This window comes from Streptomyces sp. NPDC021115 (genome assembly GCF_044333065.1).
Taxonomy (GTDB): Bacteria; Actinomycetota; Actinomycetes; order Streptomycetales; family Streptomycetaceae; genus Streptomyces.
Map to the genome: position 1 here is coordinate 647,156 of NZ_JBIRQF010000004.1, position 24,445 is coordinate 671,600.

Genomic DNA, 24,445 nt, shown 5'->3' on the forward strand with positions numbered 1-24,445 from the left:
GGTGGTCTTCATTGTCCTCAGCCCGACCCCGCCACCCGGGTTCCCCACTCACCAAGACGTGGCTCCCGAGATGCCGCGCCGTTCCATGATGATCCGCTCTGCCTCGTGGGCATCCACTGGCTCAAGGTGCGGTGGGTCGGTCGGCCAGGGGGAATAGAAGTCGAAGATATCCGTTGTCCTGACCCACTGATTGTCCCGGCCGAAGATCTGATCTTGACTCTTGTCCGGACTCAGCTTGCGGCGGACCACGTTCACAGGCTGGTCCCCTGGCTTCGGTGTGTCTGGGTAGACAGCCCAGTACAGGGACCAACGCGACCGGTTGTTCTCCAACTCGGCGGCTTGTTCAGGGCTCACCGGTTGAAGCGACGCCGCCTGCGGCGAACCATGCCGAGGCGCGGTTTCCGCCAGCTTGTGCCATTCCCAGTCCCAGAATGACAGGAACTGCCATTCCTCTGTCCCCGGCAGCCGCCGCCAGAAGGTTTCTCCTGTGCGATTTCCTTCGCGTACTTCATAGGGCACCAGGAAGTATTCGTATGCCATGCTCATGTTCCCCTCGCTGGTCGAACATTGTTCGGTACTCACCCGTCGTATTCCTCCACCACCGGCGTTTCCTTCGGCCGGTGTGCGCCCGCCTTGCAGCCGCCGAACGGCCCCGCCGGGTCACGCAATTCGATCATCGCCGGGCCGAGGTGGTCACGGTGCCACACGGCGGGACCGCTCGCCCCGGCTGACGGGTCCGTCAGTTCCTGCCAGGTCAGCCACAGGGCGTGCAGGCGGGCCACCGCCTCCAGGTGTTCCCACCACCGTGGGCACCATGGGGCCTGGGAGCGGGTTTCGCGGCCGTAGACCGGGATGAGGAGGCCGTTGACCCACATCGCGAGGTTCCGCATCTCTTCGGCGTATTCCTCGCCCTCCAGGTAGAGGATGAAGGGAGGTGCCTGGGGCTCGCCGCTCATGCTGTCGAAGGTCTGTTCCGTCATGGGGTTCCCATCGCTTCTCGCGCCGCTCGTGCCGTCATGGCGTCCGTTTCCGCCTTGGCCGCCGCCTGGATGCGGTCCGCGCCCGGCTCCAGGAACCAGGGCCGCAGCCGGATCAGGGCCGGGCGGATTCCCGTGGCCAGCAGCAGGGCCGTGCCCTTGGGAAGGGCCCGGATCCGGTCGACCGGCATGACGCGCTCCTGCCGGTAGGACGTGGAACGGGAGCGGCCGTCCTTGCTGCGGGAGATGCTGACGGTGCTCACATCGTGCTCACCCACCAGCTTGGAGACCTTTTCCACGAAGTCCGCGTCGTCCAGTCCCGCACCCAGCAGCTTGATGGTGGCCGCGCTCCACAGGGCGTCCATGCCCGCCTCGCCCCAGACCCGGCTGCCCTGCCGATAGCTCTGCAGGAGGGTGACGACATTGATGCCGCGCGAGCCGAAGTGCGAGTAGAGGTCGGGGAGGTCGGAGATGCGGCAGACGTTCGCCGCCTCGTCCAGGACCGCCGTCATCGGCGGGTCGAGCCGTCCGCCCTGCCGTTCCGCCGCGACGGCCCCCGCGCGCATGACCGAGTCGGCCATCGCCGCGATGACGCCCGCGGCCGATCCGCCGCCGTCCTTGGACAGCAGGTAGAGCGTGTCCCGGCCGAGAACGTGGCGCTGTGGGGAGAACTGCGCCACCTTCGGGTCCGGGGTCACCCATGCGGCGATCTTCGGGTCCAGCAGACAGGCGACACACTGCCGGGCGGTCTCGAAGATGCCGTCGCGGGTTTCGACGGCGCCCTGGATGGTGCCCCGCAGCTGCGCTGCGAGCGCCTCCATCCCGGCGTCGTTGAGCAGGTCGATGGGGGTACGGTCGGCCGGGTCGGCCAGCCAGCCCAGCAGATCCGTGACGTGACGCTGCCCCCGGTTGGCGGCGTGGAAGAGCGCGGTGAGGGTGTTCTGCGCCGCGGAGATCCAGAAGTCCTTCTTCGAGGCGTCGTCGTTGACGGCCCCCACGAAGTGGCCGGCCAGCCGCATGGCGCCCTCGATGGTGGACGCCTCGGCGAGCATGTCCCACCACATGGCGCGCGGTGTGTGGGCGATGCCTTGCGGATCGAAGGTCCACACCGTGCCGACGCGCTCCCGCTCGGCCTTTGTGACGGTGTAGACGTCCGCCTTGTTCGAGGTGAGCAGCACCGGTCCGCGGGCACGCAGGGCACGAGGTGCGGCGATCCCGGTGGACTTGCCGGAGCGGGGAGCCATCAGGTGGAGCTCAACGTCCTCGTACGAGGAGCGCAGCTCGGGCCCGTTGGGCTCCAGGTTGCCCAGGAGGTTCCCGGTGTCGTCCGGTTCGAGCTTTCCCGTCTTGGCGAGCGAGGGCCGCAGCGAACGCGCTTTGGCCGCGGCCTCCTTCGGCAGCAGGATGGCCAGCTCGCGGGGGCCCGCCAGCCCCTTGGGCTTGGAGACCCGCTTCCGTATGGCCACGATCACCCAGGTGATGAGCGCGGTGCCCAAGAGGAAGAAGAGGACGATGCCGGTGATGACCGCGCCGACCGGAGCGTCGGGCCACAGGGCCGACGGCCCCTTCTGTACCAGGTCGCCCATTGACCGCAGGGAGAACGGCGGAGGGCTCCACCCTGCTCCGGCGACGGCGGCACCCACCGTTCCGCCGAGCCATGCCCCGAAGAAGACGACGAAGCAGAGGGCGAAGATGCCGACGATGACCCAGGGCAGGAATTCGTCGGCGCCCGCGCCACCGCCTTTCCGGCCTCCCGCGCGTGGTGTGCTCATCCTGCCGCCCCCGTGTTGCCCGTGACGGGATCTCCCGCACCGGTCCAGCGTGTATTGGTGTTGTGCAGCTCGCGTTCCGTGTCGGTGATGGCCACCCTGATCGGGATCCCCGGTCGGCCACCGACCTTGACCAGGAAGCGGCCGCGCCCCGGAGGCTCCTCGTTTCCGCCCGTACCGGCCCAGCCCGGGGGCGAGGACCAGGAGGAGACCAGGTCGATCTCGCGTTCCGACAGCCCGACGACCTTGCTGAGGTCCTGCATCTCAGCTCGTGGCAGACCGGCGCACACCACCATGCCCGCCCGCTCGACGAAGCCACGGGCCTTGGCCTTGTCCGCCTCGCTGCCGAGTGCCTCGGCGTCCTTCAAGGTGTGGGTGATCTTCGCATCGCCCATGCCCAGCGAACGGTTGAGCCGGGTGAGCGCGTCGATGCGCTCGACGATGCCGGTGGCGGCACGCAGCGGTCGCCACAGCTCGTCCAGGACGGTGAAGAACCACCGTTGCGGTGCCAGCCCGGCGTCCGCGAGGGCGTGTGCGGCGGCGACCGTCCCCAGACCGTCCGACCAAGCGGCGAGCATGGCCGCCGCCGTCAGCTGGGTGTCGGCCTCGCCGATGCGCGAGATGTCGATGCAGACGGCCGGTGCGTTGGGGTTGATCCGGGTCGAGGTCTCGGACGCGAACGTATCGCCGAGCGGGCCGTCCAGTACGCCGAGCAGCGACCGGTGCAGGGGGTCGACCGCCTCCCGGTAGCGCGACATGTCGCCGCGGTCGAGCGTGACGGAGCGAACGCGGTCCGGCCCTTCGTCGAGGACCCGGAGCAGGTCACCCAGCAGAGGCGCGCGTCCCTTTTCCGTCCGGTCGTTGAGGTGGTGCAGACAGGCGGAGAGCACCGAGAGCTCGTGGTCGTGCATCGGGTGTCCGCGCACGATCGTGATCAGGGCGGCGACCATGTTGAGCACACGCCCGTGGGCTTCGGCCAGGAGCGTACGGCCCGCCTCGCCGCCCAGCTTCGCGGCGGCCTCGCCCATCGCGCCCGGATCGAGGACGTTGATGCCACCGACACCGCGGCCGATGGAGATGACCTGTCCGCCCAACGCCCGTACGGTGACGGCGTAGTCGGGCTTCAGGTCGCCCAGCACCAGGGGCACGACGCCCGTCGCAGCGAGCCCGATGAGCATCCGGTTGACGAGTGTCGACTTGCCGAGACCCGGCATGCCCAGCATGAACAGCGACGGGTTGGAGATGTAACGGGCGCGGGTGAACCACGAAATCGGATCGCCGCACACGGTCGCACCGGTGTGCAGGTGCTGCCCCAGCGGTACCCCGGTCATCGGCGCCCCGGACCCGGCGGCGAACGGCCACAGCCCGCAGGCCTGCACCGTTGTCGCGCGCCACATGGACGGCGGGTCGAGATGCGCCACCTGCCCGCCGCCGGGTCCCATCCAGCCGCGGGAGGTCGGCGTGGGCTCGCGGGGCTGCCGCTGCTGCTTGGCGCCCTTGGGAGGCTTGGGGGACTTCTGGCCGCTCACAGCGCCTCCCGGATCTCTCGGGGCATGAGGGTGTGCTCCCACGGGAGGAGCCCGACCGGGAGCGTGCAGGTGAACGCGGACGCCTGCATGCGGTCGGCGGGCCGCATCTGCACGCGGGAGGACGCCTGGAGGTTCCTGACCGTGGTCGCGGCGTCGGCCAGCTGCGCCTCGTTGTCGACCGTGATCGTCAGCATCAGCGAGAACTCCACAAGGCCGGCGCCCGACGCCTCCTCGGCCGCGGTCTGCTCGGCCGCCCGCATCGCCGTGGACGCGCGGGCCTGCACCAGCCCGCGCCCTGACGAGGCCGTGAAGTGTGCGTTGCGGCGGTCGGCCTCCACAATACGGGCGGAGGTCGCGGGGTCGATCGGGCGATACACCAGACAGACGCGTTTGCGCCGGGTCCCGGGCGCGGGTTCTAGGAGGCCCCGGAGCACATTTGAGCGGACGGTTCCGCGCGGTGCCAGGGTGAGCAGCCAGCTGCGGGAGACTCCCGAATCGTGTTGGTAGCTCGAAATGGTCTCCACCGCGCTCGCGGGACCGGCATCCTCCCATTCGAGCCCGGTCGACGTGTGCCCGGCGCGTGCCTTCAGTACGTCCGGTGCGACGGCCGGGTCGTACGCCACGCGAACCGTCTCGGCGATCTGCTCGGCGGACAGCGGGTAGGCCGAGCCCCCGCCCGCCGCGATGAGCCCGGACAGCAGGCCGGGCAGGCGCATGGCGAGGTCGGTGATCATCTCGTCCGGCTTGCGGCGGGTGCCGATCGCGCCGTACGTGAGCGTGATGTATGTGTGCATCTCGGAGGAGGCGGAGGGGTAGCGCTCCACGACCTCCTGCATCACCGCCCGGGCAGCGGCGGGGGCGTCGGGCGACAGCCGGGGCAGGACTTCCGCCGCGAGCCGGGTGCCGGTGTCCGGCGCGGTCTCCACGACGACGGACGCACCGCGCAGGCCCGGTTCGTGGGAGAGCCGGGCGAGCCAGTCGCCCCAGGACGCCACCCAGACGTCGACCTGTTCGGCGTCGATGAGGGAACCGCCGTCCGGCTCACAGGCCAGCACCACGGTGTAGAAGTTGCGGCCCGGGTGGTGCAGCACGCCGAAGGGCCGATCGTAGGCGTCCCGTCCCTCGTGCATCTTGATCCGGGCGAGCAGGCCGGGCGGCGAGAAACGACCGCCCGGACGCTTGGACAGCGGGCCGGACACATAGACGTGCGAGCCCTTGGACTTTCGGTTCATCCAGCCGATGCGCACAGCAACCATCTGATAGACGTTTCGGCCGTCCACGGTGCGGACGGCGATGGGGGCGACAAGGAAGAAGAGCGGGATCAGCACGGCGATCGCCATCATCAGCGATATCAGCGAAGCGAGCAGCACCACCACCAGCCCGCCGAATGTGACAACGGTGCCGAGCAGGCCAAGCGGCCCCAGGCCGGGTCGTCGGGGCTGCCGCCAGTTTCCGTACGTGGGCCCCGCGGCTTCGGATGACATGGTGTTCCTTTCGAGGATCCCTGGCCTTCGGGAGGAATCGGATGACCGGGGCGGTACACCCGCGTCGGTACCGGCGCGGGGCCGGTACCGACGAGGGGCGCCTATTCGTTGTGGCCCTTGTTCCCGTCGTTGTCGCCGAAGGAATTGACCACTTCGGTGGCGGCTCCGGTGGCTGCCTGTCCGGCGATGGCCGCGGCCTGGGCCGCGGTCGCGGCGCCTCCGGTCGCGGCGCCCGCGGCCGCGCCGCCTGCCGCCGCACCGCCGCCTGCTCCCGCGCCCGCGCTGCCACCGGCGGTACCGCCGGGTGCCGCCCCGCCGCTGGGGGAGGTGCCCGCGCCGGAAGAGGGCGAACCCTTGGGGCCTTCCTTGGACCCGCCGCCCATGGGACCGCCTCCGCCGCCTCCGCCTCCGCCTCCGCCACCGCCGGCGAGGCTGACGGCGCCGCTGGCGACGGTGTTGGCCGCTCCCATCGCGACACCGCCACCGGAGGTGTCACCGAGCGCGGCGGTGGCGGGTGCCACAAGCTTCAGCAGGGCGGGGAGGGCGAAGGTCGCCAGGATCAGGGTCCCGAGACCGGCGACGACCTGGGTGATGTATTTGTCCTCTCCCTTACCCCCTCCCTGCATCATGATCTGGCCGGAGAAGAAGACCAGCGCGGCGGCGGGTTTGAAGAGGAGCCATGCGACGAGCCAGCCGACGTGCTTCTTCCACCAGCCGCTCCCCCAGCCCGTCATCGACGCGGCGGCGGCGAGCGGCAGGGTCCCGACCAGCATGACCAGGACACCGATCCGAAGGATCATCAAAATGGCCTGGACGAAGGCGGCGAGAATGGCCAGGAGCCCGAAGATGATGACCAGGCCGGGACTCGTCTGCACGAGTGTCTTCAGCGCAGTGCCGACGACCATGTTCCCGATCTGGCTCTGGCCGGGCTTGTTGTAGATGTACTCGGCGTAGGCATCCGATGCCCGGGCGAGCCCCATCATCACCGTCGTCGCCAGGGCGCCCACGAGGATGACCCGCCACATGCCCTGGAACGCCTGCTGCATTCCCTGGCCCTTGCGGTCCAGAGCCATGCGTATGGCGGCGAAGATGAGTGAGGCGACCGCGACATAGCCGATCAGCCAGTTCATCTCGTCTTGGATCTTGTTGATGGACCCGCCGCTGCCGTCGGTGTCGATCCCGATCCAGAGGCTGTTCAGCCACTTCATGAATGCGTTGGCGGCACTCCCCATAGCCTCGGCGAATGATTCCACTACGTTTCCAATCACCGTGTCCGCAGCCGATGACACCGCGTCCTTGACCGCATTCGGAATCGCCCTCAGGCACGCTCCGGGGTCGGTGACTCCGCAACCCATGTCACTTCCCCCACATCACGAATCCGTTGGTGCTGTCCACCATGGTGGGATCCGGACTGTAGGAGCCGTCCTTCCGGAGCACCAGTTTCCAGTCCCCGTCCCGCCACTCGGTATCCACGGGAAGGGTGAAGTAGACCTCGGAGAACTTGATGAGGATCATGATGGACGCCTTCTCCTTCGAATAGCCCAGAACGGAGAAACCCGCGTACTGGCTGCCTTGGGAGGGCGCCGAGAGCTTCCTGTCCTCCTCCCCCGCCCGCTCGCGCAGAAAGGTTTCCCGGTTCTTTCCGGGCACCATCTGCTTCTCCGCGAGCTCACGCCATCCGGCGTACGGAATGTGCTGGATGATGGAATGCGCGGCCATGACGGCACCCATCGGGGTATGGGCGAAGCACGACCAGACGGGGTTGTCGTACGTGAGCGGTCCGGCGGACGGAGATGTCGGGACGGTCTCACTGCCGATGTTCTTCCACCGCATGTCCGCGGGTGCCTTCGTCGGCTTCCGCTGGTCGCTGTCATCGGTGCGGCAGCCCGCGGGACGCCCGTTTCCGGACGGCGCCCCGCCTTCTTCGGACGGTGGGGCGCTGGGCGAAGCGGAGTGCTGTCCCTGGGTGGCGTCCGCGCCCCCCTCGGAACTTCCGCCGTCGTAAAGTGCCGCTACGCCGGCAAGTCCGACCATCGCGAGGAGAAAGCCCGCGGAGATGAGCCAGCCCCGCTGCTGGAAGTACGGCTTCTCCCATTCTCCGCTCTGGTTCTTGTCCCGCCTGAAAGCCATCGGCCGTCCCCCTTAATCGCCGCGGTTGGAGGTCAGAAGATGAAGTTGACGAGCGGCCCGGCTGTGGAAACCAGGACGCAGCCCCCCAGCACCATGCCCAACCGGCCCATGTGCTCGGAACCTTCGCCCCGCCGCATGGACATCGCCATCATCGCGCCCGTGATCAGCACGCCGGCCACACCGGCCGCCGTTCCCGCCCAGGCGACGATGCCCAGCACGGTGTCCACCTTGCTGGTCAGCTCACCGGGAGCGTTGGACTTGGGCTGAGGGACATTGCCGTCCGCGAGGAACCTATGAACGCGGTCCTTGAACATTTTTTCTCCTTGCCGACACCGCAGGTCATGTCATGTATTTGTGGCGCAAGTCGCCGACTGTCTTCAGATCAGAAAATTGACGATGGGGCCGGCCGTGGTGGCGATGACGCAGGCGCCTATCACCGTCGCGAACTGCACCAAGTGTTCCTGCCCTTCTCCCTGGCGCAGGGAAATCGCCATCCGCATGCCGACGATCAATAGCCCCATCACGCCTGCGGCGGAAGCCAGCCAAGCCATGTACCCCAGAACTTCGTTGAGGGGCTGGGTAACTTCGGCGGGAGGTCCGGCCAAGAGTGGGAACGTCTCCATCAACAACTCTCCGTGCTCAGTGCGAGGGGGGCGTAACGAGATGCGCGAGTGCGGTGACCTCGCGCGGTACGGGGCCGTTCAGTTCCCCTGTGCGCCAAGCCGCGACCCATGGCACGCGGTGGACCGCGATGGCCGAACCAATGATCTTAATGCGCTGGTTGAGCGCCCGCGGCAGGCGGCCGGGCGCGTCCGCGACCAGGACCACGGCCGCGACCTGTACGCCCGGAGGCTGGTCCCCACGGCGGAAGACGTCCAGCGTCTGTGATACCGCCTGGAGCCCCGCCGAGTGGGTACGCGCCACCAACAGCACCGTATGCGGCTCGCCTCGCGAGACGTCGGGCCAGCGGTGACCGATGTCCACGCCGCCCAGCAGCGTCGCCAGGGTGGACGCTCCGGCGCCTCCGTGTACGCTCAGCCAGGCGCACTGCTGGTGAAGCACGGGCTCCGACGGCTCGGCCGGCCCGTTCATCGCCTCGGGCGTACTCTCCATGATGACGGGGCCGCGCACCCAGATCTCCGGGCCCCCGCTCTGCTCCGTAGTCCCCCGCACGGATGCTTGTCTCCCAACGCCTGAACAGTCGGCACTGCTCAAGGCTTAGGTCATGCTCCTGTCACTACTGCACGGCACTTTATAGGATGCCTGCTAAGGGCATGTTGGCAGAGGTGCGGATGCCGCCCAAGTGGCGTGACGCATCTGCAGCAAACACGTGACCAAGTCGGGGGAAGCAGTGTCGAAGAGCGCGGGGGTATGGGTCGCGGGTGGCGCCGCGGCCATGGTGGTTGTGCCGATTGTGCTGTTCGTCGGCATCGCCGGTGAGGGTGCCAAGACGCCCGAGGCTCCCGGCGGTACGGGCGGTCTCAACAGCAAGCAGGTTCCGGCCGCTTACGCGCCGTGGGTGCTCAAGTCGGGAAAACAGTGCAAAGACATCGGCCCCGCCGTCATCGCCGCACAGATCGAGGCCGAGTCCGGCTGGAATCCGAAGGCGGTTTCCCCGGTCGGCGCCGAAGGTCTGTCCCAGTTCATGCCCGGCACCTGGAAGACCTGGGGCCGCGACGACGACCACAACGGCACCATATCCCCCTATGACGCGGGCGACGCGATCATGGCGCAGGGCCGTTACGACTGCGCCCTGGCCGAGCAGATCAAGCCGTACGCGAAGGGGGACAACGTCGTCGATCTGGCTCTGGCCGCCTACAACGCGGGACCGGGAGCGGTGCAGCAGTACGGCGGCATGCCCCCGTACGACGAGACCACGGCCTACGTCGCCCGCATCAAGTCGCTCATCGCCAAGTACGAGCAGGCGGCGGGCAGTGGAACGAAGGTCCCGCCGGGGCAGAAGATGGCCATGCCCGTCGACGGCAACCCGCCCGTCACGTCGCCCTACGGCATGCGGGTGCACCCGGTGACCGGCCAGTACAAGCTCCATACCGGCATCGACTTCGGCGCGAAGATGGGCGATCCGATGAAGGCCGCCCTCGATGGCAAGGTCACGTTCGCCGGGTGGTCCACCGGCTACGGCAACCGCGTCGTCATCTCCCACGGCACCATCGACGGCAAGAAAGTTTCGACAACGTACAACCACATGTCGGCCATCAACGTCAGTGTGGGCCAAGAGGTGAAGACCGGCACCCAGGTCGGAGCGGTGGGGTCCACGGGCTACTCAACCGGTGCTCACTGCCATTTCGAGGTCCAGCTGGATGGCGAGTACGTCAACCCGGCACCGTGGCTCGGACTCAAGTAGGGGAGAAGAGCGATGAGCGCACCCGTCACAACCAGGCACATAGTCGCTTCCACGGTTGCCGGTGCGGTGGCGGCCGTCCTGCTCAGCGGCTGTGGTCTGCCCGGCCTGGACAGCGGCTCGGAGCCCGAGGCATCACCGTCAAAGGCTACGTTCGTCCCGAAGGCCCCCGTGCCCTCGGGGAAGTCGCTGGGGCCCGACGCCCACGTCCCGGACCCCCCGAGGCCCGATGGGAAGGACGCCACCGAGGTGGCCAAGGCGTGGGCCGTGGTGGCGTACGGCTACGACACCAAGTACGACACGAGTCCCCACGACGCGGTGCTCCGGGCATCGCCCTACTTCACCAAGAAGAAGGCGGCGGAGGAACGTGAGTACAGTCCGGCCGCGGGGAGCGGCGAGCAGTGGAACAACTGGGCCGCCCACAAGGCGTGGACGAAGGCCACGGTGACGCTCCAGGTGGACGGGGACTCGCCCCCGGACAAGAAGACAGTGGTCTGGCGCCAGTTGGCCATCGTCGGCACCGCCTACGGCCGCGACGGCTGGAAGGGCAAGGGGGCCCGGGTTCAGGCGTTCGTCAAGCTCGTCCGGAGTGACGGGGCAGAGCCCTGGCGGATCAGCATGGTGAACGCCATTCCGGAGGCCGCGGTTCCTAGCGCGGTGCCCTCCGCGAGTCCCAACTGAGCCACACACGCTGACCGAGGGCTACAGGGTGTGCCCGCCATGCCGGTGGGCACACCCCTTGCCGTGGCACCGGTGCTATGACTTCGCCGGAGTTACCGTGCCGATAGGAATGCAACGCGGGTTCTCGTCGGGGTAACCGCAGAGTTGACTGCCCTTGACATCCGTGTCCGTGCCGATCTCCACACCGAACGTGGCGTAGTAGGGAGTATTGGCCTCCAGCTTTCCGGTGACCGGCCTCACGCCCGCGCCGTGGCCTTTTCCGGTGGCGTCGACCTGGTCGGTGGTGAAGTAGTTGGTGACCGGCTTCAGGGTCGGTGTGCTGTCGCCCCATTCCGGCTTCTTCACGTCGATCTGGTCCCAGCCGGGTGCCCTGGTGGGCCGGTTCAGTCCCGACTTCACCACCATCACCACTGCCAGGTAGACGGAGTCAGTGCCGACAGGCGTACCGTCGGGGCTCTCGTAGCTGAGACTGGAGGAGACAATTTGCGCCGTGTAGCTTTCGGCGTCGTTCTCCACCCGCAGAATCGGTCCATGCGGCTTGGGCGGCTGCGGCTTGGGGGTGGAAGCGGGCTTCTCACTGGCCGAGTCACTTCCGTCAGCCGTCTCTCCTCCTCCACCGCACGCGGCCAGGGAAGCGGCACACATGAGGGCTGCACACCCCAAGGTCAGTTTGCGGCCCATTGCGAGCATGTCGAGTAGTCCTCTCGTGGGTACTGGCGCGCGCGCCGAAGGTCTCGCGGGGAGTGACCTCGGCAAGCGTATCGTTCCCACCTGGCGTCGGCTCATGTGTCCGAAAAGAGAAAGGAGGATTTCGAGCAAGACGTTCAATGGGGTAGATATTGGAAGAATTTGGTGCAAAGGGTTCACTGGGTGCGGAAGGTGTCGGGACCTACGGTACGCAGTTCGGCGGCACCAGGCCATGCCCGCCCTCGTGGTCTTGCCTCCGTTGAGGATTCGGAGGGACTAATCAGCCTGCCCTGACGCCCTTCGGCGTTCAGATCCCGCCATGGCGACTGGCCACCCGGTAAGGGCGACCATGCACGACGGTCGTAGCGATTGCCTCACGCCCATTCGAGGTCCTCACCGACGGCTTCAGTCAACTCGTGGGTCCGCCGGGTGCGTCGGAGTGTGTCCCGTGAGAGGACACACTCTGACAGGCGGCGTCAGGATGCCGGGCTTACTTTGCCGAGCTGAATGCACTCGGGAGAATCCTCGACGTAACCGCAGAGCTTATCTCCTGAGGGGTCGTCTCCTTCTTCGAGTTGCGCGCCGAAGGTGACATAGTATGGAGTGTCGGCATTCAGTGTGCCGAGGGTCGCCCTCACCCCGGCACCTATTCCATTCCCCTGAGCGTCGACATTGTCAACCGTGTAATATTGCGTGGCCGGCTCCAGTACCGGAGGACTGTCACCCCAGGACGGAATCCTCACTTCCATCTGAAGTGAACCAGGTGCCTTGATGGGCCGGTTCTTGTCCGCGGACTTCACCACCATCAGAACTTTGAGGTACACCCGGCCTGTTTCCATCGGTGTGCCGTCAGGCCGTTGGTAACTGAGCTTTGAGGAAACGATCTGCGCAGTGTAGCTCTGTGCAGGATTCTTCACCGTCAGTATCGGGCCCTGTGGCTTGGGGGGATCCGGCTTGGGCTTCGAACTGGGCGCGGTCGGAGCTGGCTTGTTCGCTGACGATTTTTCACTATCCCCGTCGCCTCCGCATGCAGTAACGGTGACGAGACACAAGAGCGCCGCACACCCCAAGGTCAGTTTGCGGCCCGTTGCGAGCATGTCGAGTAGTCCTCTCGTGGGAACTGGCGCGCGCCGAAGGTCTCGCGTCGAGTGACCTCGGCAAGCGTAGCGTTCCCACCAGGCGTCGGCTCATGTGTCCGAAAAGCAGGCGCCGAATTCGAGGCAGAAGGTTCAAAGGAGCGGATTTTGACAGAATTTGGCGTAAATGTGCTTGCCTTCGCGGTTTCGCCTCTGCCGCGGATCCGCAGGGGCTCGCTACAATCCACCGCGCCTTACGCTGGAAGCGGACCATGCGCCTGATCTCATCCAGAGCGACCCAAGTGAGTGCCTGATGCCCAATCCACTTCGCCGCAAGCGGAATTCTTCCGCCGCCGAGCATCAGCCCGCCCTGACGCCCTTCGACGTTCAGATCACAGAAAGCGGAATCTGCACGATCGGCGGGTTGCCGGTCGTGCCGGGGGACAACGAGGCGCTCCATGACTCCGTGCTGAACCATCTGCACCGGCTCGCCATGGCGACCGGACACCCGGTCAGGGCGACCGTTCACGACGGGCGGAGCGGCTACATCACGCCCATCGAGGTGCTGACCGATGGCTCCAGCCAGCTCGTTGGGGAGCCCGAGCTCGTGCCCCGGAGCGACGCGTCCGCCGCCCCTGCCGCAAGCGGGTCCGCGCCCGCGCGCCCGGTGGTCCAGGAACCCATCGGCCCGGCGGGGCAGGGGGATTGGCTCACGAAGGGCGGGACACCGGACGCGCCGGAGGCGCAAGGCGAGCCGGGTACGGAGGTCTCCCCCGGGTTCCCCGCGGACCTGCCGCCTCCGCTGCCGCACACCAGGATCACTTCTCCGGCCGAAGAGCCGCCGCCCGCGCTTCCGCGGGAACAGGGAGAAGAGCGGCGGCCATGGCCGGGGCCGGAGTCCTCCGAGGGCGAAGCGGCGCCCGGTGCGGGCGAGACCGTGCCCGGAGACGTGCCACCGGTTGTCGCCGACGCCGTCACCCGGATCAATCAGGCTCTCCAGCGCGGGCATATCGAATTCGCAGCCATGACGGGGCAACACAGCCTGGCGTCGGCCGTCCAGCAATTCGGCCCGGACCATCACCATGTGCTCGAACTGCAGGAACTGTGCGCGCATATCGCCTATGTCGCGGGAGACGTCGACCGGTCCATGGCCACCGCTCTCGACGTTGCCCGCACCCGGCAACGCCTGGGCGACCCCCGCGCCTACGAGAGCCTGATGCGGGCGGCCGCGGTGTGGCCCGCTGTCCGTGAGCCGCGTCAGGCGCTGGAGCTCGGGCGGGATCTGGTCGCGGTGTGGTCGGCGCTGGCCCGGCAGGGCGGACGGGCCGCGGCCGAGATCGGCAGGCTCGACGCCGCCAAGCGGCGCATGGTCCGCCTCGCCCAGCGGGCGAGTGAGATGGGGGCGAGCGACGACACGTCAGGAGCGACGGGGAACGGGGCGGGCTGAGAACCGTTCTCTAGGAGGTACGTGGGAAATGGCGCACGACGAACGCGATTCCGGACACCGGTCCGGACGGGAGAACGAACGGCTGGAGCGCAGTCGCAGGATGGCGGGCAACAGCGACATCGAACGGCGTGAAGCCGTACGCCGGGAACGAGAGAGGGCGCGAGCCGCGCGGGGCCGTTCGCCGCGGCCGCGTGCCGACGTGAACGTCAACGAATTCACGGGGACGGTGAGCTGGCGCGTGCGGATGGCGCCGATGGAGGGCCGTGCGGCCGCCGACCGGGCCGGGCGGGATGCGCGGGAGTCACCGCGTCCGGCGATGTCGCGGCGGGCGGCCGAGGCGGCGGCTCTCCGATCCGTCGGCGTCGATCCCGCTCGTGGCCGGTCCGGTGCTGCCCCGATACCGACGAACCCGTACGCGGTGCGGGCCGCTCTTGAGGCGCCTGTGCATGACATGACCCCGGGTGAGCTGAGCGCGCACCTCGCACGTGTCGGGGCTCTGCGTTCGCAGACTCAGGGTGATGTGGCGCGTTCGGCTCGTATGCCACAGGCGGCGACGGCACGCCTGCGCTCCTCGGTGGGGTCCGCTCAGGTGCACTCGCTCCGGGCCGAGCGGTCCCGGGCGGTGCGGGAGATGGGGGAGCGCCATCAGCCTCCCGCACATCTTCAGGCCCACCGCTGGCAGCAGTCTCCCGACCGGTTCGGGCCTCGTCGGGGTTAGCGGTCTCGGGCGCGCCGAACCGAAACGGTGGCCTGCGGCCCCGGGCCGCCTCTCCTCGACGCTGCCAGCTCCACGACCACCTGGCCGCTCAGGCTGTACGGCGCGCGATGTCGAGGTCGAGTCCGGTGGAGCCTGGCTCCGCTCCCCCTCCTTGACCCGGGCGTCCAGGACGTCCGGCGAGGACGGCTCACGAGGATCCGCGGCGAACCGTCGGGCGGAGGAGGTGACGGGAGGCCCCCGACACAGTGCCGGGCCACACGCCCGAAGCCGTACACCTTGGCGGTGTGCGACCGGTCGGAGGGCTCCGTACGCTGGGGGCTGCCCAGACCCGCGAGCGATCCGAGGTAGTGAACGTGTCCGTGCAGCCCACGCACCCCAGCCCCGATCCCGCCGCCGGCGCCGCTGTGAAGGCTGCCGACCGCGCACACGTCTTCCACTCCTGGTCCGCGCAGGGGCTGATCGACCCACTCGCGGTCGCGGGCGCCGAGGGCTCGTACTTCTGGGACTACGACGGCAACCGTTATCTGGACTTCAGCTGTCAGCTGGTGAACACCAACATCGGCCACCAGCACCCCAAGGTCGTCGCCGCCATCCAGGAGCAGGCGGCGAAGATGTGCACGATCGCGCCGGGCTTCGCGGTGGACGCGCGCTCGGAGGCGGCGCGGCTGGTCGCCGAGCGCACGCCCGGCGACCTGGACAAGATCTTCTTCACCAACGGCGGCGCCGAGGCGGTCGAGAACGCCGTCCGCATGGCCCGGCTGCACACCGGCCGCTCCAAGGTGCTGTCCGCCTACCGCTCGTACCACGGCGCCACCGCCGCCGCGATCAACCTGACCGGTGACCCGCGCCGCTGGCCCTCCGACACCGCCTCGGCCGGGGTCGTCCACTTCTGGGCGCCGTTCCTCTACCGCTCGCCGTTCCACGCCGAGAACGAGGCGCAGGAGTGCCAGCGCGCGCTGCGCCACCTGGAAGACACCATCGCGTACGAGGGCCCGGCGGGCATCGCCGCGATCATCCTGGAGACCATCCCCGGCACCGCCGGGATCATGGTGCCGCCGCCCGGCTATCTGGCCGGGGTCCGGGAGATCTGCGACCGGTACGGGATCGTCTTCATCCTGGACGAGGTCATGGCGGGCTTCGGCCGCACCGGCCACTGGTTCGCGGCCGACCACTTCGGCGTCACCCCGGACCTGCTGACCTTCGCCAAGGGCGTCAACTCCGGCTATGTGCCGCTCGGCGGCGTCGCGATCTCCGCCGAGATCGCCGCCACCTTCGACCAGCGGCCCTACCCGGGCGGCCTCACCTACTCCGGGCATCCGCTCGCCTGCGCCTCCGCCGTCGCCACCATCAACGCGATGGCGGAGGAGGGCATCGTGGAGAACGCGGCAGCCATCGGCGAGAACGTGATCGGCCCGGCGCTGAGGGAGATCGCCGAGCGCCACCCCTCGGTGGGCGAGGTGCGCGGTCTGGGCGTCTTCTGGGCGCTCGATCTGGTCAAGGACAAGGAGACGCGCGAACCGCTCGTCCCGTACAACGCGAGCGGCGCCGCCAACCAGCCCATGGCCGACTTCGCGGCCGCCTGCAAGCGCGGCGGGCTGTGGCCGTTCGTGAACATGAACCGCACCCACGTCGTGCCGCCGTGCACGGTCACCGAGGCCGAGGCCAAGGAGGGGCTGGCGATCCTGGACGAGGCGCTGAACGCGGCGGACGCCCACACCGCGTAGCCGGACCCTCACCGTGGCGTCACACCGTCTTCACGCCCCATAACCACATATAGCGGTCCGGTGTAGACCACCACCTGACTCTGCGTACTTTGCGCAACGGCCCTCGCATATCGTGATGCGAGGGCCGTCCGCTTCCGGATGACATGACACGACGGCCGCGGAAGGAGACGGTCCTCGATGCCCGTGCCCGGCACCAGCCCGGTCAAGCGGAACACCCTCCGGCAGCAGATAGCCGACGCGCTGTGTGACGAGGTGCTCGCGGGCAGACTGCCGGCGGGGCGGCAGTTCACCGTCAAGGAGATGGCCGACCACTACGGCGTCTCAGCGACCCCGGTCCGCGAGGCCCTGCTCGACCTGTGCTCCCAGGGGCTGCTGGACGTGGAGGAGCACCGTGGCTTCAAGGTCCACGAGTTCACCATCAAGGACTTCCGGCACATGGTCGACGCCCGCAACATGGTCGTCGAGGGGCTGTTCCGGCACGCCGTCGAGCAGACGCTGTCCACCATGAACCCGCAGTCCCTCGCCTCGGTGCGGCGCCGGGCGGAGGCCGCCGAGCGGGCCGCGCGCGGCGGTGACCTCGACATCTTCATCGGCTACGACCTGCGCTTCTGGCGCGAGATATGCGGGCTGGTCGGCAACCCCTACATCACCGACTTCCTCCAGCGGCTGCGCATGCAGACCTGGGTCTTCACCGTGCCTTATCTGCGCCGGGTCACCGATCTGCGCGGCGAGCTGTGGGCGGGCCACTGCGAGCTGACTGCGGCCGTCACCCGCCGTGATCCCAAGACCTCCGAGCGGCTGATAGCGGCGTACAACGCGCACTTCCGTGCGCTGATCGAGCGGTTGGTGACCGACTCCCCCTGACGGGACCCCTGAGCGCGCTCCCGAACGGGCTCCCGAGGGCGCTCCCCGAGGATGATGGCTGCCGTCAGCGCTCTTCGCGCCGCGTACCCGGGGCACTACGCTGAACCGACCAGCGACCATACGGATACGAGAGTGAGATCGCGTGGCCTGTGACCTCTGGCTGGTCCCCCTCGTCGATGTGCTGTGCCACAGCCCCGACAATCCCTTCGCCGACGAGATCGCAACCTACGACAAGGCACTCGGAGAGGCCGGTCTGCCGCCGGTGCCCGTCCTCGGCTACATGCCGGGCCTGTCCGGGGACGTCGCCCCGGTGGCCGGCTTCGACTACGACGCACTCCACTTCCTGCGCCGCGCCTATCTGCTCCAGCTGTGCGGCCTCGAGGTCGCCCCGGTCGACGAACTCGGCGGGGACTACGAGCAGTTGCTGGAGATGTTCGAGCCCACGGCCAAGCAGTCGCACCTGGTGTGGCACTACGACCACGCGGGCGCGTACGTCCCGGTCGACTTCCCGGGCCCGCTGGCCAACGACGAACTCATGGAGGGCGGCGGCCCCCTGGGCTCCAGCCATGGGCTGCTGCGCGAACTGGAGGCGGTCGCCCCGGCGCTCGGCATCGACCCGGCCAACCCCCCGGCCGCCCCCGCGCCCCCCACCCGGCCGACCAGCCTGGAGGAACCGGCCGCGCCGGGGCCGTACGAGAACAGTCCGTTCGCCCGTGAGCGCCATGTCTGGCTGGGGCTGCACGCGGCCGCGACCCGCAGCCTGAGTCAGGGCTCGATGATCCTCTTCAGCTGATCCAGCCGATCCGCTTCGGCTGGCGGGCCCGTACGGGCCGTCAGCGGGGCGGCTCGGGAGGACGCTGCCGCGGCATGTTGGGCCGGGTGCTGGTCGGCGGCAGCGGAAAGCGGTGCGCGGGGCTCCCGCTGTCCGGACGGGAGCCCTGGGCCACCAGCGACTGGGTGAACAGCGCGTGGGTGAACATCGGCGCCGCCCCGGAGCCGAAGTCCACCATCCAGCCCGCGGTCTCCGTCCGCACCAGCTCCGACACGTCCTCGCAGAACCGCCGCAGCACCGCGAGACACCGCTCCACGGCCTCGGACGCGGTGCCCTCGGCCGGGCCCAGCACCTCCCGGACGCTCTCCGAGGCCCAGTCGAACTGGAGCGACTCCAGCCGCCGCTGCACCGCCTGCGCCGTCGCCACGTCCCGCATCCAGCCGGACGTCAGCCCGAAATACCGGTCGCAGGCCACGCACGCGACGGCCAGCAAGAGCGCCAGCGCACCCCATCCGGCCCCACCGCCCAGCACCCCGTTCAGCTCCAGCAGCGGCAGCAGGGCCCCCGCCACCGCCCCTGCCGCGGCCCCCGCGCGCAGCGCCCGGGCGGCGCGGCGCTTGACCGTCCGGTCGGCGAGATACCAGGCGCCCACCCGCAGCGCGCCCTCCTCGACCCACCGGTACAGCTCGGCCAGGCGCTCGGCGGGCTCCCCCCAGTCGCCGTGCGGGAAAGGCCGGCCGAGCAGGTCCTCCTGCGTCCTCGCCCCCTCCTGCCGAGGGAGTTCCTCGGGCTGCATCTCCGGCTGACTCACCCGTGCACTCCCTCTGCGGCGGTGTTGCTCCTGGCGTGCGGCTGACGCGCAACGACCATTCCTACCGCCGAACGGCTGGCCACGCGGCCACGATCACGGGTATTCCGCCCATAAGTGGTGGACATCGGATATAGGGACCCATCCCCGCTCACCCGAAAGAGTGCCCGCCCGTCCCGGGGCACGCGCTGCCCGCGTCCTGACCCGGCCGGGCCGCGCGGACCGGGGAGGCCGTAGGGTGCCTACCGTGAAGGTCCTCGTCATCGGCGGCGGCGCCCGCGAACACGCCCTGTGCCGCTCCCTCTCCCTCGATCCCGACGTCACCGCACTGCACTGCGCGCCCGGCAACGCCGGTATCGCGGAGGTCGCCGAGCTGCACGCCGTCGACGTCCTCGACGGCACCGCCGTCGCCGAGCTGGCCGCCGCGCTGGAGGCGGACCTGGTGGTCGTCGGCCCGGAGGCGCCGCTTGTCGCGGGCGTCGCCGACGCCGTGCGCGCCCGCGGCATCCCGGCCTTCGGGCCGTCCGCAGAGGCGGCACAGCTGGAGGGGTCGAAGGCGTTCGCGAAGGACGTCATGGCCTCGGCCAACGTGCCCACCGCCCGCGCCTACGTCTGCACCACCCCCGCCGAGGTCGACGAGGCCCTGGACGCCTTCGGCCCGCCGTACGTGGTCAAGGACGACGGGCTCGCCGCGGGCAAGGGCGTCGTGGTCACCAGCGACCTGGCGGCGGCCCGTGAGCACGCGCTGGCCTGCGGCCGCGTGGTGATCGAGGAGTTCCTGGACGGCCCCGAGGTGTCGCTGTTCGCGGTGACCGACGGCCAGACCGTGGTGCCGCTCCAGCCCGCCCAGGACTTCAAGCGGGCGTACGACGGCGACGAGGGCCCGAACACCGGCGGCATGGGTGCCTACTCCCCGCTGCCCTGGGCGGACCCCGCCCTGGTGGACGAGATCGTGGCCACGGTCTGCCAGCCCACCGTGGACGAGCTGCGCCGCCGCGGCACCCCCTTCTCCGGGCTGCTGTACGCGGGGCTCGCGATCACCTCGCGCGGGGTGCGGGTGATCGAGTTCAACGCGCGCTTCGGCGACCCCGAGACCCAGGTCGTGCTGGCCCGGCTGAAGACCCCGCTGTCCGGTCTGCTGAAGGCCGCGGCGACCGGCGCGCTGGCGGCCGAGCCGCCGCTGCGCTGGAGCGACGGCGCCGCGGTGACCGTCGTGATCGCCTCGCACAACTACCCCGGCACCCCGCGCACCGGCGACCCGATCACCGGGCTCGACGAGGTCGCCGCGGAGGACGCGCCCAAGGCGTACGTGCTGCACGCGGGCACCAAGCGGGACGGCGCGTCCGGCGATGTGGTGAGCGCGGGCGGCCGGGTGCTCTCCGTCACCGCGTCCGGCTCCGACCTGGCCAAGGCCCGGGAGCGGGTGTACCGGGCGGTCGACCGGATCGGGCTCGACGGCTCCCACCACCGGACCGACATCGCGGCGAAGGCGGCCTCCGACGCGTCCTGAGGCCGCGCGGCCGCGGAGTTCCCGGTTCTTCCCAAGGCCATTCCATCGGGTGAGGGCTTCCGCATCCTGCTGACGCACGCCCGGCCTCCAACTACTGTGCCGCTCAGGCGAGGTGCGGCAACTGGCCCATCGGCATTGCGGAGCGGGCGGCCGGTGCCACAGTGGGGGGATAGACAAGACGCCGCCGTCGTCCGCTGTTCAACCACCGGCCGGACAGTAGGGGGTGATGAGAACCGTGGCAGGTCCGGAAGCAGGTGCACTGGCGGCACGCGCCCGTGCCCTCGCCGTACTGCGCATCCGGGGCGCCGCGCTCGCGGTCGCCCTCCTCCCGGCCGCGGTGGCGGTCGTGCTGCTCGCGGGCAGCGCCACCGGGCGTATCGGCGGCGGTTCGCACGACGAGGGCTGGACCGCGCTGCGCTGGGCGGTGGTCGGCGGTGCCCTGCTGGTCCTGCTGCTGGCGGCGGGGGTGGCCGCGGTGGTCGTCCGGGCGAAACCGGCCCTGACCCCCACGGTGCCCATCCCCGAGGAGACGGCCCCCGACCTGTACCGGCTGGTCCGCGATCTGGCGGAGCGGCTGGAGGTGCCCGCGCCGTCCGCCATAGCGCTCACCCCGGACTGCGACAGCTGGCTGGAGGACCGCCCGCATCCGGCGTCCGGCGGCGGTAGCGGCGGCAAGAGCGGCGGCGGCAGCGGTGGCGGTGAGGACCGGCATCCGCCCGAGGAGCCCCCCGCGGTGCACACCGTGGGGCCCCCGGGCACCAGCCGGAAGGAGCGCCGCGCCCCCAGGGCCCCGGTCCTGGTGATCGGCTCGCCGTTCCTGTGGTGGATGCGGGTCGCCGAGCTGCGCGCGCTGCTCGCGCCCGTGGTCGCGGGCACCGGCCCCTCCGTCCACCCGGACATAGCCGCCGCCCGCCGCTTCGTGCGCGGGCTCGACGCCGCCGTGGCCGTCGCCGCCTCCCGCGACGACGACCTCGCCAGCGGCACCGGCACCCCACTCGGCCGGGCCGTCCGCCGCCCCGCGCTCGGCTTCCTCGGCTGGACCTCCCGGCTGCTGCTGCGCGGCTGCCGGGACCACGCCGCCCAGATGGAGCGCGCGGTCGCCGCGGCCGCCTCCGAGCGCGCCCAGGCCGTCGACTACGGGCTGCGGATCGTCGCCCAGGAGCAGGTGGGCCTCGCCTACGCGGGCTGGGACCGGCTGCTGACCCGGGTCGCGCTGCCCGCCTGGCGGATGGGCCGCTGGCCGTCCCGGCTGGACGCGGGCGTGGTGTCGGCGCTCACCGAGCTGTCCCGCCGGGACCGGCTCGCCGAGGGGTTCGCCTCCCGGCTCAGCGAGCGGCCCGCGTGCGATCTGCTGGAGGAGCCGGGGCTGATCGACGAGGCCACGTCGCTGCTGGCCGCGCGGCTCTTCCACGGCGGCCCCCCGGAGCCGGGCCCGGACTGGTCCCCGGTCGACTGGGGGCAGTATCCGGAGGAGGTCGTGGACCGCAAGTGGCGCCAGGAGGCGGCCCGCCTCCACCGCGTCCTCGACGAGCGCACCGACCCCTCGGGACCGCCGCCGACCCCCGCGAGCACCCCCGTCCCGCCGACCCTGGCCCGGGTCATGGACCGGCTCACCGCCACCACCCCCGACACCGCGGCCACCGGCGACGACGGCCTCGGCGAGGACCTGGCGGCCCGGCTCACCGTGGAGCTGGCCCGCGAGGAGGCCGCCGCCCACCGGGCCACCGCCCAGGCCCGCCAGGCCCGTACGGCGGAGGGCGCGGGCGGCGACCCCTGGATCGACGGTTTCGCGCCGCTGCTCCCGCTCCAGCCGCCCCGTACCGGCCGTGAGCTGCTGGCCGACCATGTGACGGCGATGGTCTGCTGCGCCGCCGTGGACACCGCGGGCGCGGCCCCCGGGCTGGACTGGCTCGACGGTCCGGCGCTGATGGTGGCGGGCCGCCGCCGCGCCGATCTGTCCCATCCGGTGCTCACCCTGGTGGAGGACGGCGACGCGGCCCCGCTGCGCAGCTGGCTCGCCGAGGTCGGCGTGCGCCCCGAGAAGCCGGTGCGGCTCGTCTGATTCGTCCGCCCCGGCGCGGAATCAGGGGTTGCGAATAGTTTTCGGTTGAAGAATTCGCGACGATCGGTGACGGAGTGGGTGCGTAATGTGATGTGCTGGGACCGGTCGCTGCCACCCGGCCCAGCGGACCGTGGCCACCAGCCCGGTCCACACCGACCGGACCCGCGGACCCGGACCCACAAGGCCCGGACCAGCGGGACGGGAGCGCACGGCAGCGAGGCGACGGGACGCCGCCGGGGCACGCAGGGAGGGGAACGAGGATGGGGACGGACCAGATCCGGCGCTGGGAGTCCGGGGCGTTGGCCCACGCGGTGACGGATCCTTTCGGCCAGGGCCCGCTGCCCTGGCTGCGCACCAGCGAGAACTACTTCGACGACACGGGCCATGTGGTCCCGTGGTACGTGGACCACGCCCCCGGGACCATGGTCAGGATTCCCGGACCGCGCACCGCCGACGATGTGCGCCGCCAGATCAAGGGCTTCGCCTCGACCTCCGCCGCCGCCCCCGGCGAGGCCATCGACTTCCGCATCACGGTCGACCCGCCGCAGCAGTTCGGCGTGGACATCTACCGCATCGGCCACTACGGCGGCGACGGCGCGGCGAAGATCACCACCAGCCCGCGGCTGTCCGGCATCGTGCAGCCGCCGCCGCTCACCGCCGACCGCACCGTCTCCTGCCACCACTGGTGGCTGTCCTGGCGGCTCCAGATCCCCTCGTACTGGAAGGTCGGCGCGTACGTGGCGGTGCTCACCACCGTGGACGGCTACCGCAGCCACATCCCGTTCACGGTCCGCGACACCCGCCCCGCCGATCTGCTCCTGGTCCTGCCCGACTTCACCTGGCAGGCGTACAACCTCTACCCGGAGGACGGCCACACCGGCGCCAGCCTCTACCACGCCTGGGACGACCAGGGCAGGCTGCTCGGCGAGTCCGAGGCGGCCGTCACGGTCTCCTTCGACCGGCCGTACGCGGGCGCGGGGCTGCCGCTCCACGTGGGCCACGCGTACGACGTCATCCGCTGGGCCGAGCGCTACGGCTACGACCTGGCCTACGCCGAGACCCGCGATCTCCACGCGGGCGGTGTCGACCCCACCCGCTACCGGGGCCTGGTCTTCCCCGGCCACGACGAGTACTGGTCGGCCCCCATGCGGCGCACCGTCGAGCGGGCCCGGGACAGCGGCACCTCGCTGGTCTTCCTCTCCGCCAACACCATGTACTGGCAGGTCGATCTCGCCCCCTCGCCCTCCGGCCCCGACCGCCTGCTGACCTGCCGCAAGCGGCGCGGCCCCGGCCGCGCCGCGCTGTGGCGCGAGTCGGCGCCCGAACAGCAGCTGATCGGCATCCAGTACGCGGGCCGGGTGCCCGAACCGCGTCCGCTGATCGTGCGCAACGGCGGCCACTGGCTGTGGGAGGCCACCGGGGCGGCCGAGGGCGACGAGCTGCCCGGCCTGGTCGCGGGCGAGGCCGACCGCTACTTCCCGCGCACCCCGCTGCCCGAGCACCTGCGCCGCATCCTGCTGGCCCACTCCCCGTACGAGGACGGCGAGGGCGCCACCCGCCACCAGAACACCTCCCTCTACCGCGCCCCGAGCGGCGCCCTGGTGTTCGCCTCCGGGACGTTCGCCTGGTCTCCGGCGCTGGACCGGCCGGGGCACCGGGACGAGCGGGTGCAGCGGGCCACGGCGAACCTCTTGGACCGCATCTGCAAGCGGGCGTGAGCAAGCGGGGGTGAGGTGGTGGTCCGGCTCGGGCGAGACCGAGCCGGTTGTGGCCCGGACGCGCGCCGCAGGCGGTTCGTGTTCGCCTCCGGGACATTCGCCTGGTCTCCGGCGCTGGACCGGCCGG

Annotated in this window: 22 protein-coding genes; 9 read left to right on the forward strand and 13 right to left on the reverse strand. The window is 70.2% G+C overall.

Translation table 11 applies throughout. The annotated features are described in order from the left end of the window. Positions 1-48: 48 nt before the first annotated feature. The 10 genes from ACH4TL_RS17025 to ACH4TL_RS17070 all read right to left on the reverse strand — a co-directional run bounded on the left by ACH4TL_RS17025 (position 49) and on the right by ACH4TL_RS17070 (position 9,062). Positions 49-582 carry a hypothetical protein gene (locus ACH4TL_RS17025; protein WP_398314693.1) on the reverse strand — a complete coding sequence of 178 codons (534 nt, stop codon included), beginning with the start codon at positions 580-582 and terminating at the stop codon, positions 49-51. Beyond that, the gene (locus ACH4TL_RS17030; protein ID WP_398314695.1) at positions 579-980 is read right to left on the reverse strand and encodes a DUF4913 domain-containing protein; all 402 of its coding nucleotides are present in this window, start codon (positions 978-980) and stop codon (positions 579-581) included. The genes ACH4TL_RS17025 and ACH4TL_RS17030 overlap by 4 nt, the downstream gene beginning before the upstream one ends. Further along, the gene (locus ACH4TL_RS17035) at positions 977-2,749 is read right to left on the reverse strand and encodes a type IV secretory system conjugative DNA transfer family protein (RefSeq protein WP_398314697.1); all 1,773 of its coding nucleotides are present in this window, start codon (positions 2,747-2,749) and stop codon (positions 977-979) included. The genes ACH4TL_RS17030 and ACH4TL_RS17035 overlap by 4 nt, the downstream gene beginning before the upstream one ends. After that, complete coding sequence (locus ACH4TL_RS17040; RefSeq protein ID WP_398314941.1) at positions 2,746-4,188, reverse strand: ATP/GTP-binding protein; 1,443 nt, start codon at positions 4,186-4,188, stop codon at positions 2,746-2,748. The genes ACH4TL_RS17035 and ACH4TL_RS17040 overlap by 4 nt, the downstream gene beginning before the upstream one ends. 83 nt (positions 4,189-4,271) lie before the next feature. Beyond that, positions 4,272-5,759: an SCO6880 family protein gene (locus tag ACH4TL_RS17045; protein WP_398314699.1), complete on the reverse strand. Its 1,488-nt coding sequence runs from the start codon at positions 5,757-5,759 to the stop codon at positions 4,272-4,274. Between the two features lie 101 nt (positions 5,760-5,860). Then, on the reverse strand, positions 5,861-6,967 hold the full coding sequence (locus ACH4TL_RS17050) for a hypothetical protein (protein WP_398314701.1): 1,107 nt from the start codon (positions 6,965-6,967) through the stop codon (positions 5,861-5,863). 148 nt (positions 6,968-7,115) lie between these two features. Next, entirely contained in the window at positions 7,116-7,889 is a 774-nt protein-coding gene (locus ACH4TL_RS17055; protein WP_398314703.1) for a hypothetical protein, read from the reverse strand. 32 nt (positions 7,890-7,921) lie between these two features. Then, the gene (locus ACH4TL_RS17060; protein WP_398314705.1) at positions 7,922-8,203 is read right to left on the reverse strand and encodes a hypothetical protein; all 282 of its coding nucleotides are present in this window, start codon (positions 8,201-8,203) and stop codon (positions 7,922-7,924) included. A 63-nt stretch (positions 8,204-8,266) separates the two neighbouring features. Continuing rightward, complete coding sequence (locus tag ACH4TL_RS17065; protein WP_398314707.1) at positions 8,267-8,512, reverse strand: hypothetical protein; 246 nt, start codon at positions 8,510-8,512, stop codon at positions 8,267-8,269. Positions 8,513-8,528: 16 nt separating this feature from the next. Further along, positions 8,529-9,062 carry a DUF6668 family protein gene (locus ACH4TL_RS17070; protein WP_398314709.1) on the reverse strand — a complete coding sequence of 178 codons (534 nt, stop codon included), beginning with the start codon at positions 9,060-9,062 and terminating at the stop codon, positions 8,529-8,531. A 178-nt stretch (positions 9,063-9,240) separates the two neighbouring features. Between ACH4TL_RS17070 and ACH4TL_RS17075 the strand changes: the two genes are divergently transcribed. Continuing rightward, positions 9,241-10,254, forward strand: coding sequence for a peptidoglycan DD-metalloendopeptidase family protein (locus tag ACH4TL_RS17075; protein ID WP_398425265.1), 1,014 nt, complete (start codon positions 9,241-9,243; stop codon positions 10,252-10,254). A 12-nt stretch (positions 10,255-10,266) separates the two neighbouring features. Next, positions 10,267-10,932 (forward strand): hypothetical protein, encoded by a 666-nt coding sequence (locus ACH4TL_RS17080; protein WP_398314713.1) that lies wholly within the window; start codon positions 10,267-10,269, stop codon positions 10,930-10,932. A 75-nt stretch (positions 10,933-11,007) separates the two neighbouring features. On the opposite strand, the gene ACH4TL_RS17085 is transcribed toward ACH4TL_RS17080, so the two are convergent. Together ACH4TL_RS17085 and ACH4TL_RS17090 are read right to left on the reverse strand one after the other, a co-directional pair. Then, positions 11,008-11,448, reverse strand: coding sequence for a hypothetical protein (locus ACH4TL_RS17085; protein WP_398314715.1), 441 nt, complete (start codon positions 11,446-11,448; stop codon positions 11,008-11,010). A 647-nt stretch (positions 11,449-12,095) separates the two neighbouring features. Continuing rightward, positions 12,096-12,536, reverse strand: a complete 441-nt coding sequence (locus ACH4TL_RS17090; RefSeq protein ID WP_398314717.1) for a hypothetical protein — start codon at positions 12,534-12,536, stop codon at positions 12,096-12,098. Between the two features lie 472 nt (positions 12,537-13,008). On the opposite strand from ACH4TL_RS17090, the gene ACH4TL_RS17095 reads away from it, so the two are divergent. The 4 genes from ACH4TL_RS17095 to ACH4TL_RS17110 all read left to right on the forward strand — a co-directional run bounded on the left by ACH4TL_RS17095 (position 13,009) and on the right by ACH4TL_RS17110 (position 18,241). Next, a complete protein-coding gene (locus tag ACH4TL_RS17095) occupies positions 13,009-14,142 on the forward strand; it encodes a hypothetical protein (RefSeq protein WP_398314719.1) in 1,134 nt (377 codons plus the stop codon). 1,071 nt (positions 14,143-15,213) lie between these two features. Continuing rightward, entirely contained in the window at positions 15,214-16,584 is a 1,371-nt protein-coding gene (locus ACH4TL_RS17100; protein WP_398314721.1) for an aspartate aminotransferase family protein, read from the forward strand. A 177-nt stretch (positions 16,585-16,761) separates the two neighbouring features. Continuing rightward, positions 16,762-17,448, forward strand: a complete 687-nt coding sequence (locus tag ACH4TL_RS17105; RefSeq protein WP_398314723.1) for a GntR family transcriptional regulator — start codon at positions 16,762-16,764, stop codon at positions 17,446-17,448. A gap of 142 nt (positions 17,449-17,590) precedes the next feature. Beyond that, on the forward strand, positions 17,591-18,241 hold the full coding sequence (locus ACH4TL_RS17110; protein ID WP_398314724.1) for a hypothetical protein: 651 nt from the start codon (positions 17,591-17,593) through the stop codon (positions 18,239-18,241). A 40-nt stretch (positions 18,242-18,281) separates the two neighbouring features. Here the strand turns inward: ACH4TL_RS17110 and ACH4TL_RS17115 are convergent, their stop codons facing one another. Then, a complete protein-coding gene (locus tag ACH4TL_RS17115) occupies positions 18,282-19,031 on the reverse strand; it encodes an SLATT domain-containing protein (RefSeq protein WP_398314726.1) in 750 nt (249 codons plus the stop codon). A gap of 244 nt (positions 19,032-19,275) precedes the next feature. On the opposite strand from ACH4TL_RS17115, the gene purD reads away from it, so the two are divergent. From purD to ACH4TL_RS17130, 3 genes are all read left to right on the forward strand, one after another. Continuing rightward, positions 19,276-20,538: a phosphoribosylamine--glycine ligase gene (purD, locus tag ACH4TL_RS17120; protein ID WP_398314943.1), complete on the forward strand. Its 1,263-nt coding sequence runs from the start codon at positions 19,276-19,278 to the stop codon at positions 20,536-20,538. 226 nt (positions 20,539-20,764) lie between these two features. Then, positions 20,765-22,600: a hypothetical protein gene (locus ACH4TL_RS17125; protein ID WP_398314728.1), complete on the forward strand. Its 1,836-nt coding sequence runs from the start codon at positions 20,765-20,767 to the stop codon at positions 22,598-22,600. A 260-nt stretch (positions 22,601-22,860) separates the two neighbouring features. Then, the gene (locus ACH4TL_RS17130) at positions 22,861-24,318 is read left to right on the forward strand and encodes a N,N-dimethylformamidase beta subunit family domain-containing protein (protein ID WP_398314730.1); all 1,458 of its coding nucleotides are present in this window, start codon (positions 22,861-22,863) and stop codon (positions 24,316-24,318) included. Positions 24,319-24,445: the final 127 nt, after the last annotated feature.

What these genes read in the sequence shown, in the direction of transcription:
- ACH4TL_RS17030 (WP_398314695.1), bottom strand. Translation starts at nt 980, where the DNA reads ATGACGGAACAGACCTTCGACAGCATGAGCGGCGAGCCCCAGGCACCT.
- ACH4TL_RS17035 (WP_398314697.1), bottom strand. Translation starts at nt 2,749, where the DNA reads ATGAGCACACCACGCGCGGGAGGCCGGAAAGGCGGTGGCGCGGGCGCC.
- ACH4TL_RS17040 (WP_398314941.1), bottom strand. Translation starts at nt 4,188, where the DNA reads ATGGGACCCGGCGGCGGGCAGGTGGCGCATCTCGACCCGCCGTCCATG.
- ACH4TL_RS17045 (WP_398314699.1), bottom strand. Translation starts at nt 5,759, where the DNA reads ATGTCATCCGAAGCCGCGGGGCCCACGTACGGAAACTGGCGGCAGCCC.
- ACH4TL_RS17050 (WP_398314701.1), bottom strand. Translation starts at nt 6,967, where the DNA reads ATGAAGTGGCTGAACAGCCTCTGGATCGGGATCGACACCGACGGCAGC.
- ACH4TL_RS17055 (WP_398314703.1), bottom strand. Translation starts at nt 7,889, where the DNA reads ATGGCTTTCAGGCGGGACAAGAACCAGAGCGGAGAATGGGAGAAGCCG.
- ACH4TL_RS17060 (WP_398314705.1), bottom strand. Translation starts at nt 8,203, where the DNA reads ATGTTCAAGGACCGCGTTCATAGGTTCCTCGCGGACGGCAATGTCCCT.
- ACH4TL_RS17065 (WP_398314707.1), bottom strand. Translation starts at nt 8,512, where the DNA reads ATGGAGACGTTCCCACTCTTGGCCGGACCTCCCGCCGAAGTTACCCAG.
- ACH4TL_RS17080 (WP_398314713.1), top strand. Translation starts at nt 10,267, where the DNA reads ATGAGCGCACCCGTCACAACCAGGCACATAGTCGCTTCCACGGTTGCC.
- ACH4TL_RS17095 (WP_398314719.1), top strand. Translation starts at nt 13,009, where the DNA reads ATGCCCAATCCACTTCGCCGCAAGCGGAATTCTTCCGCCGCCGAGCAT.
- ACH4TL_RS17105 (WP_398314723.1), top strand. Translation starts at nt 16,762, where the DNA reads ATGCCCGTGCCCGGCACCAGCCCGGTCAAGCGGAACACCCTCCGGCAG.
- ACH4TL_RS17125 (WP_398314728.1), top strand. Translation starts at nt 20,765, where the DNA reads ATGAGAACCGTGGCAGGTCCGGAAGCAGGTGCACTGGCGGCACGCGCC.
- ACH4TL_RS17130 (WP_398314730.1), top strand. Translation starts at nt 22,861, where the DNA reads ATGGGGACGGACCAGATCCGGCGCTGGGAGTCCGGGGCGTTGGCCCAC.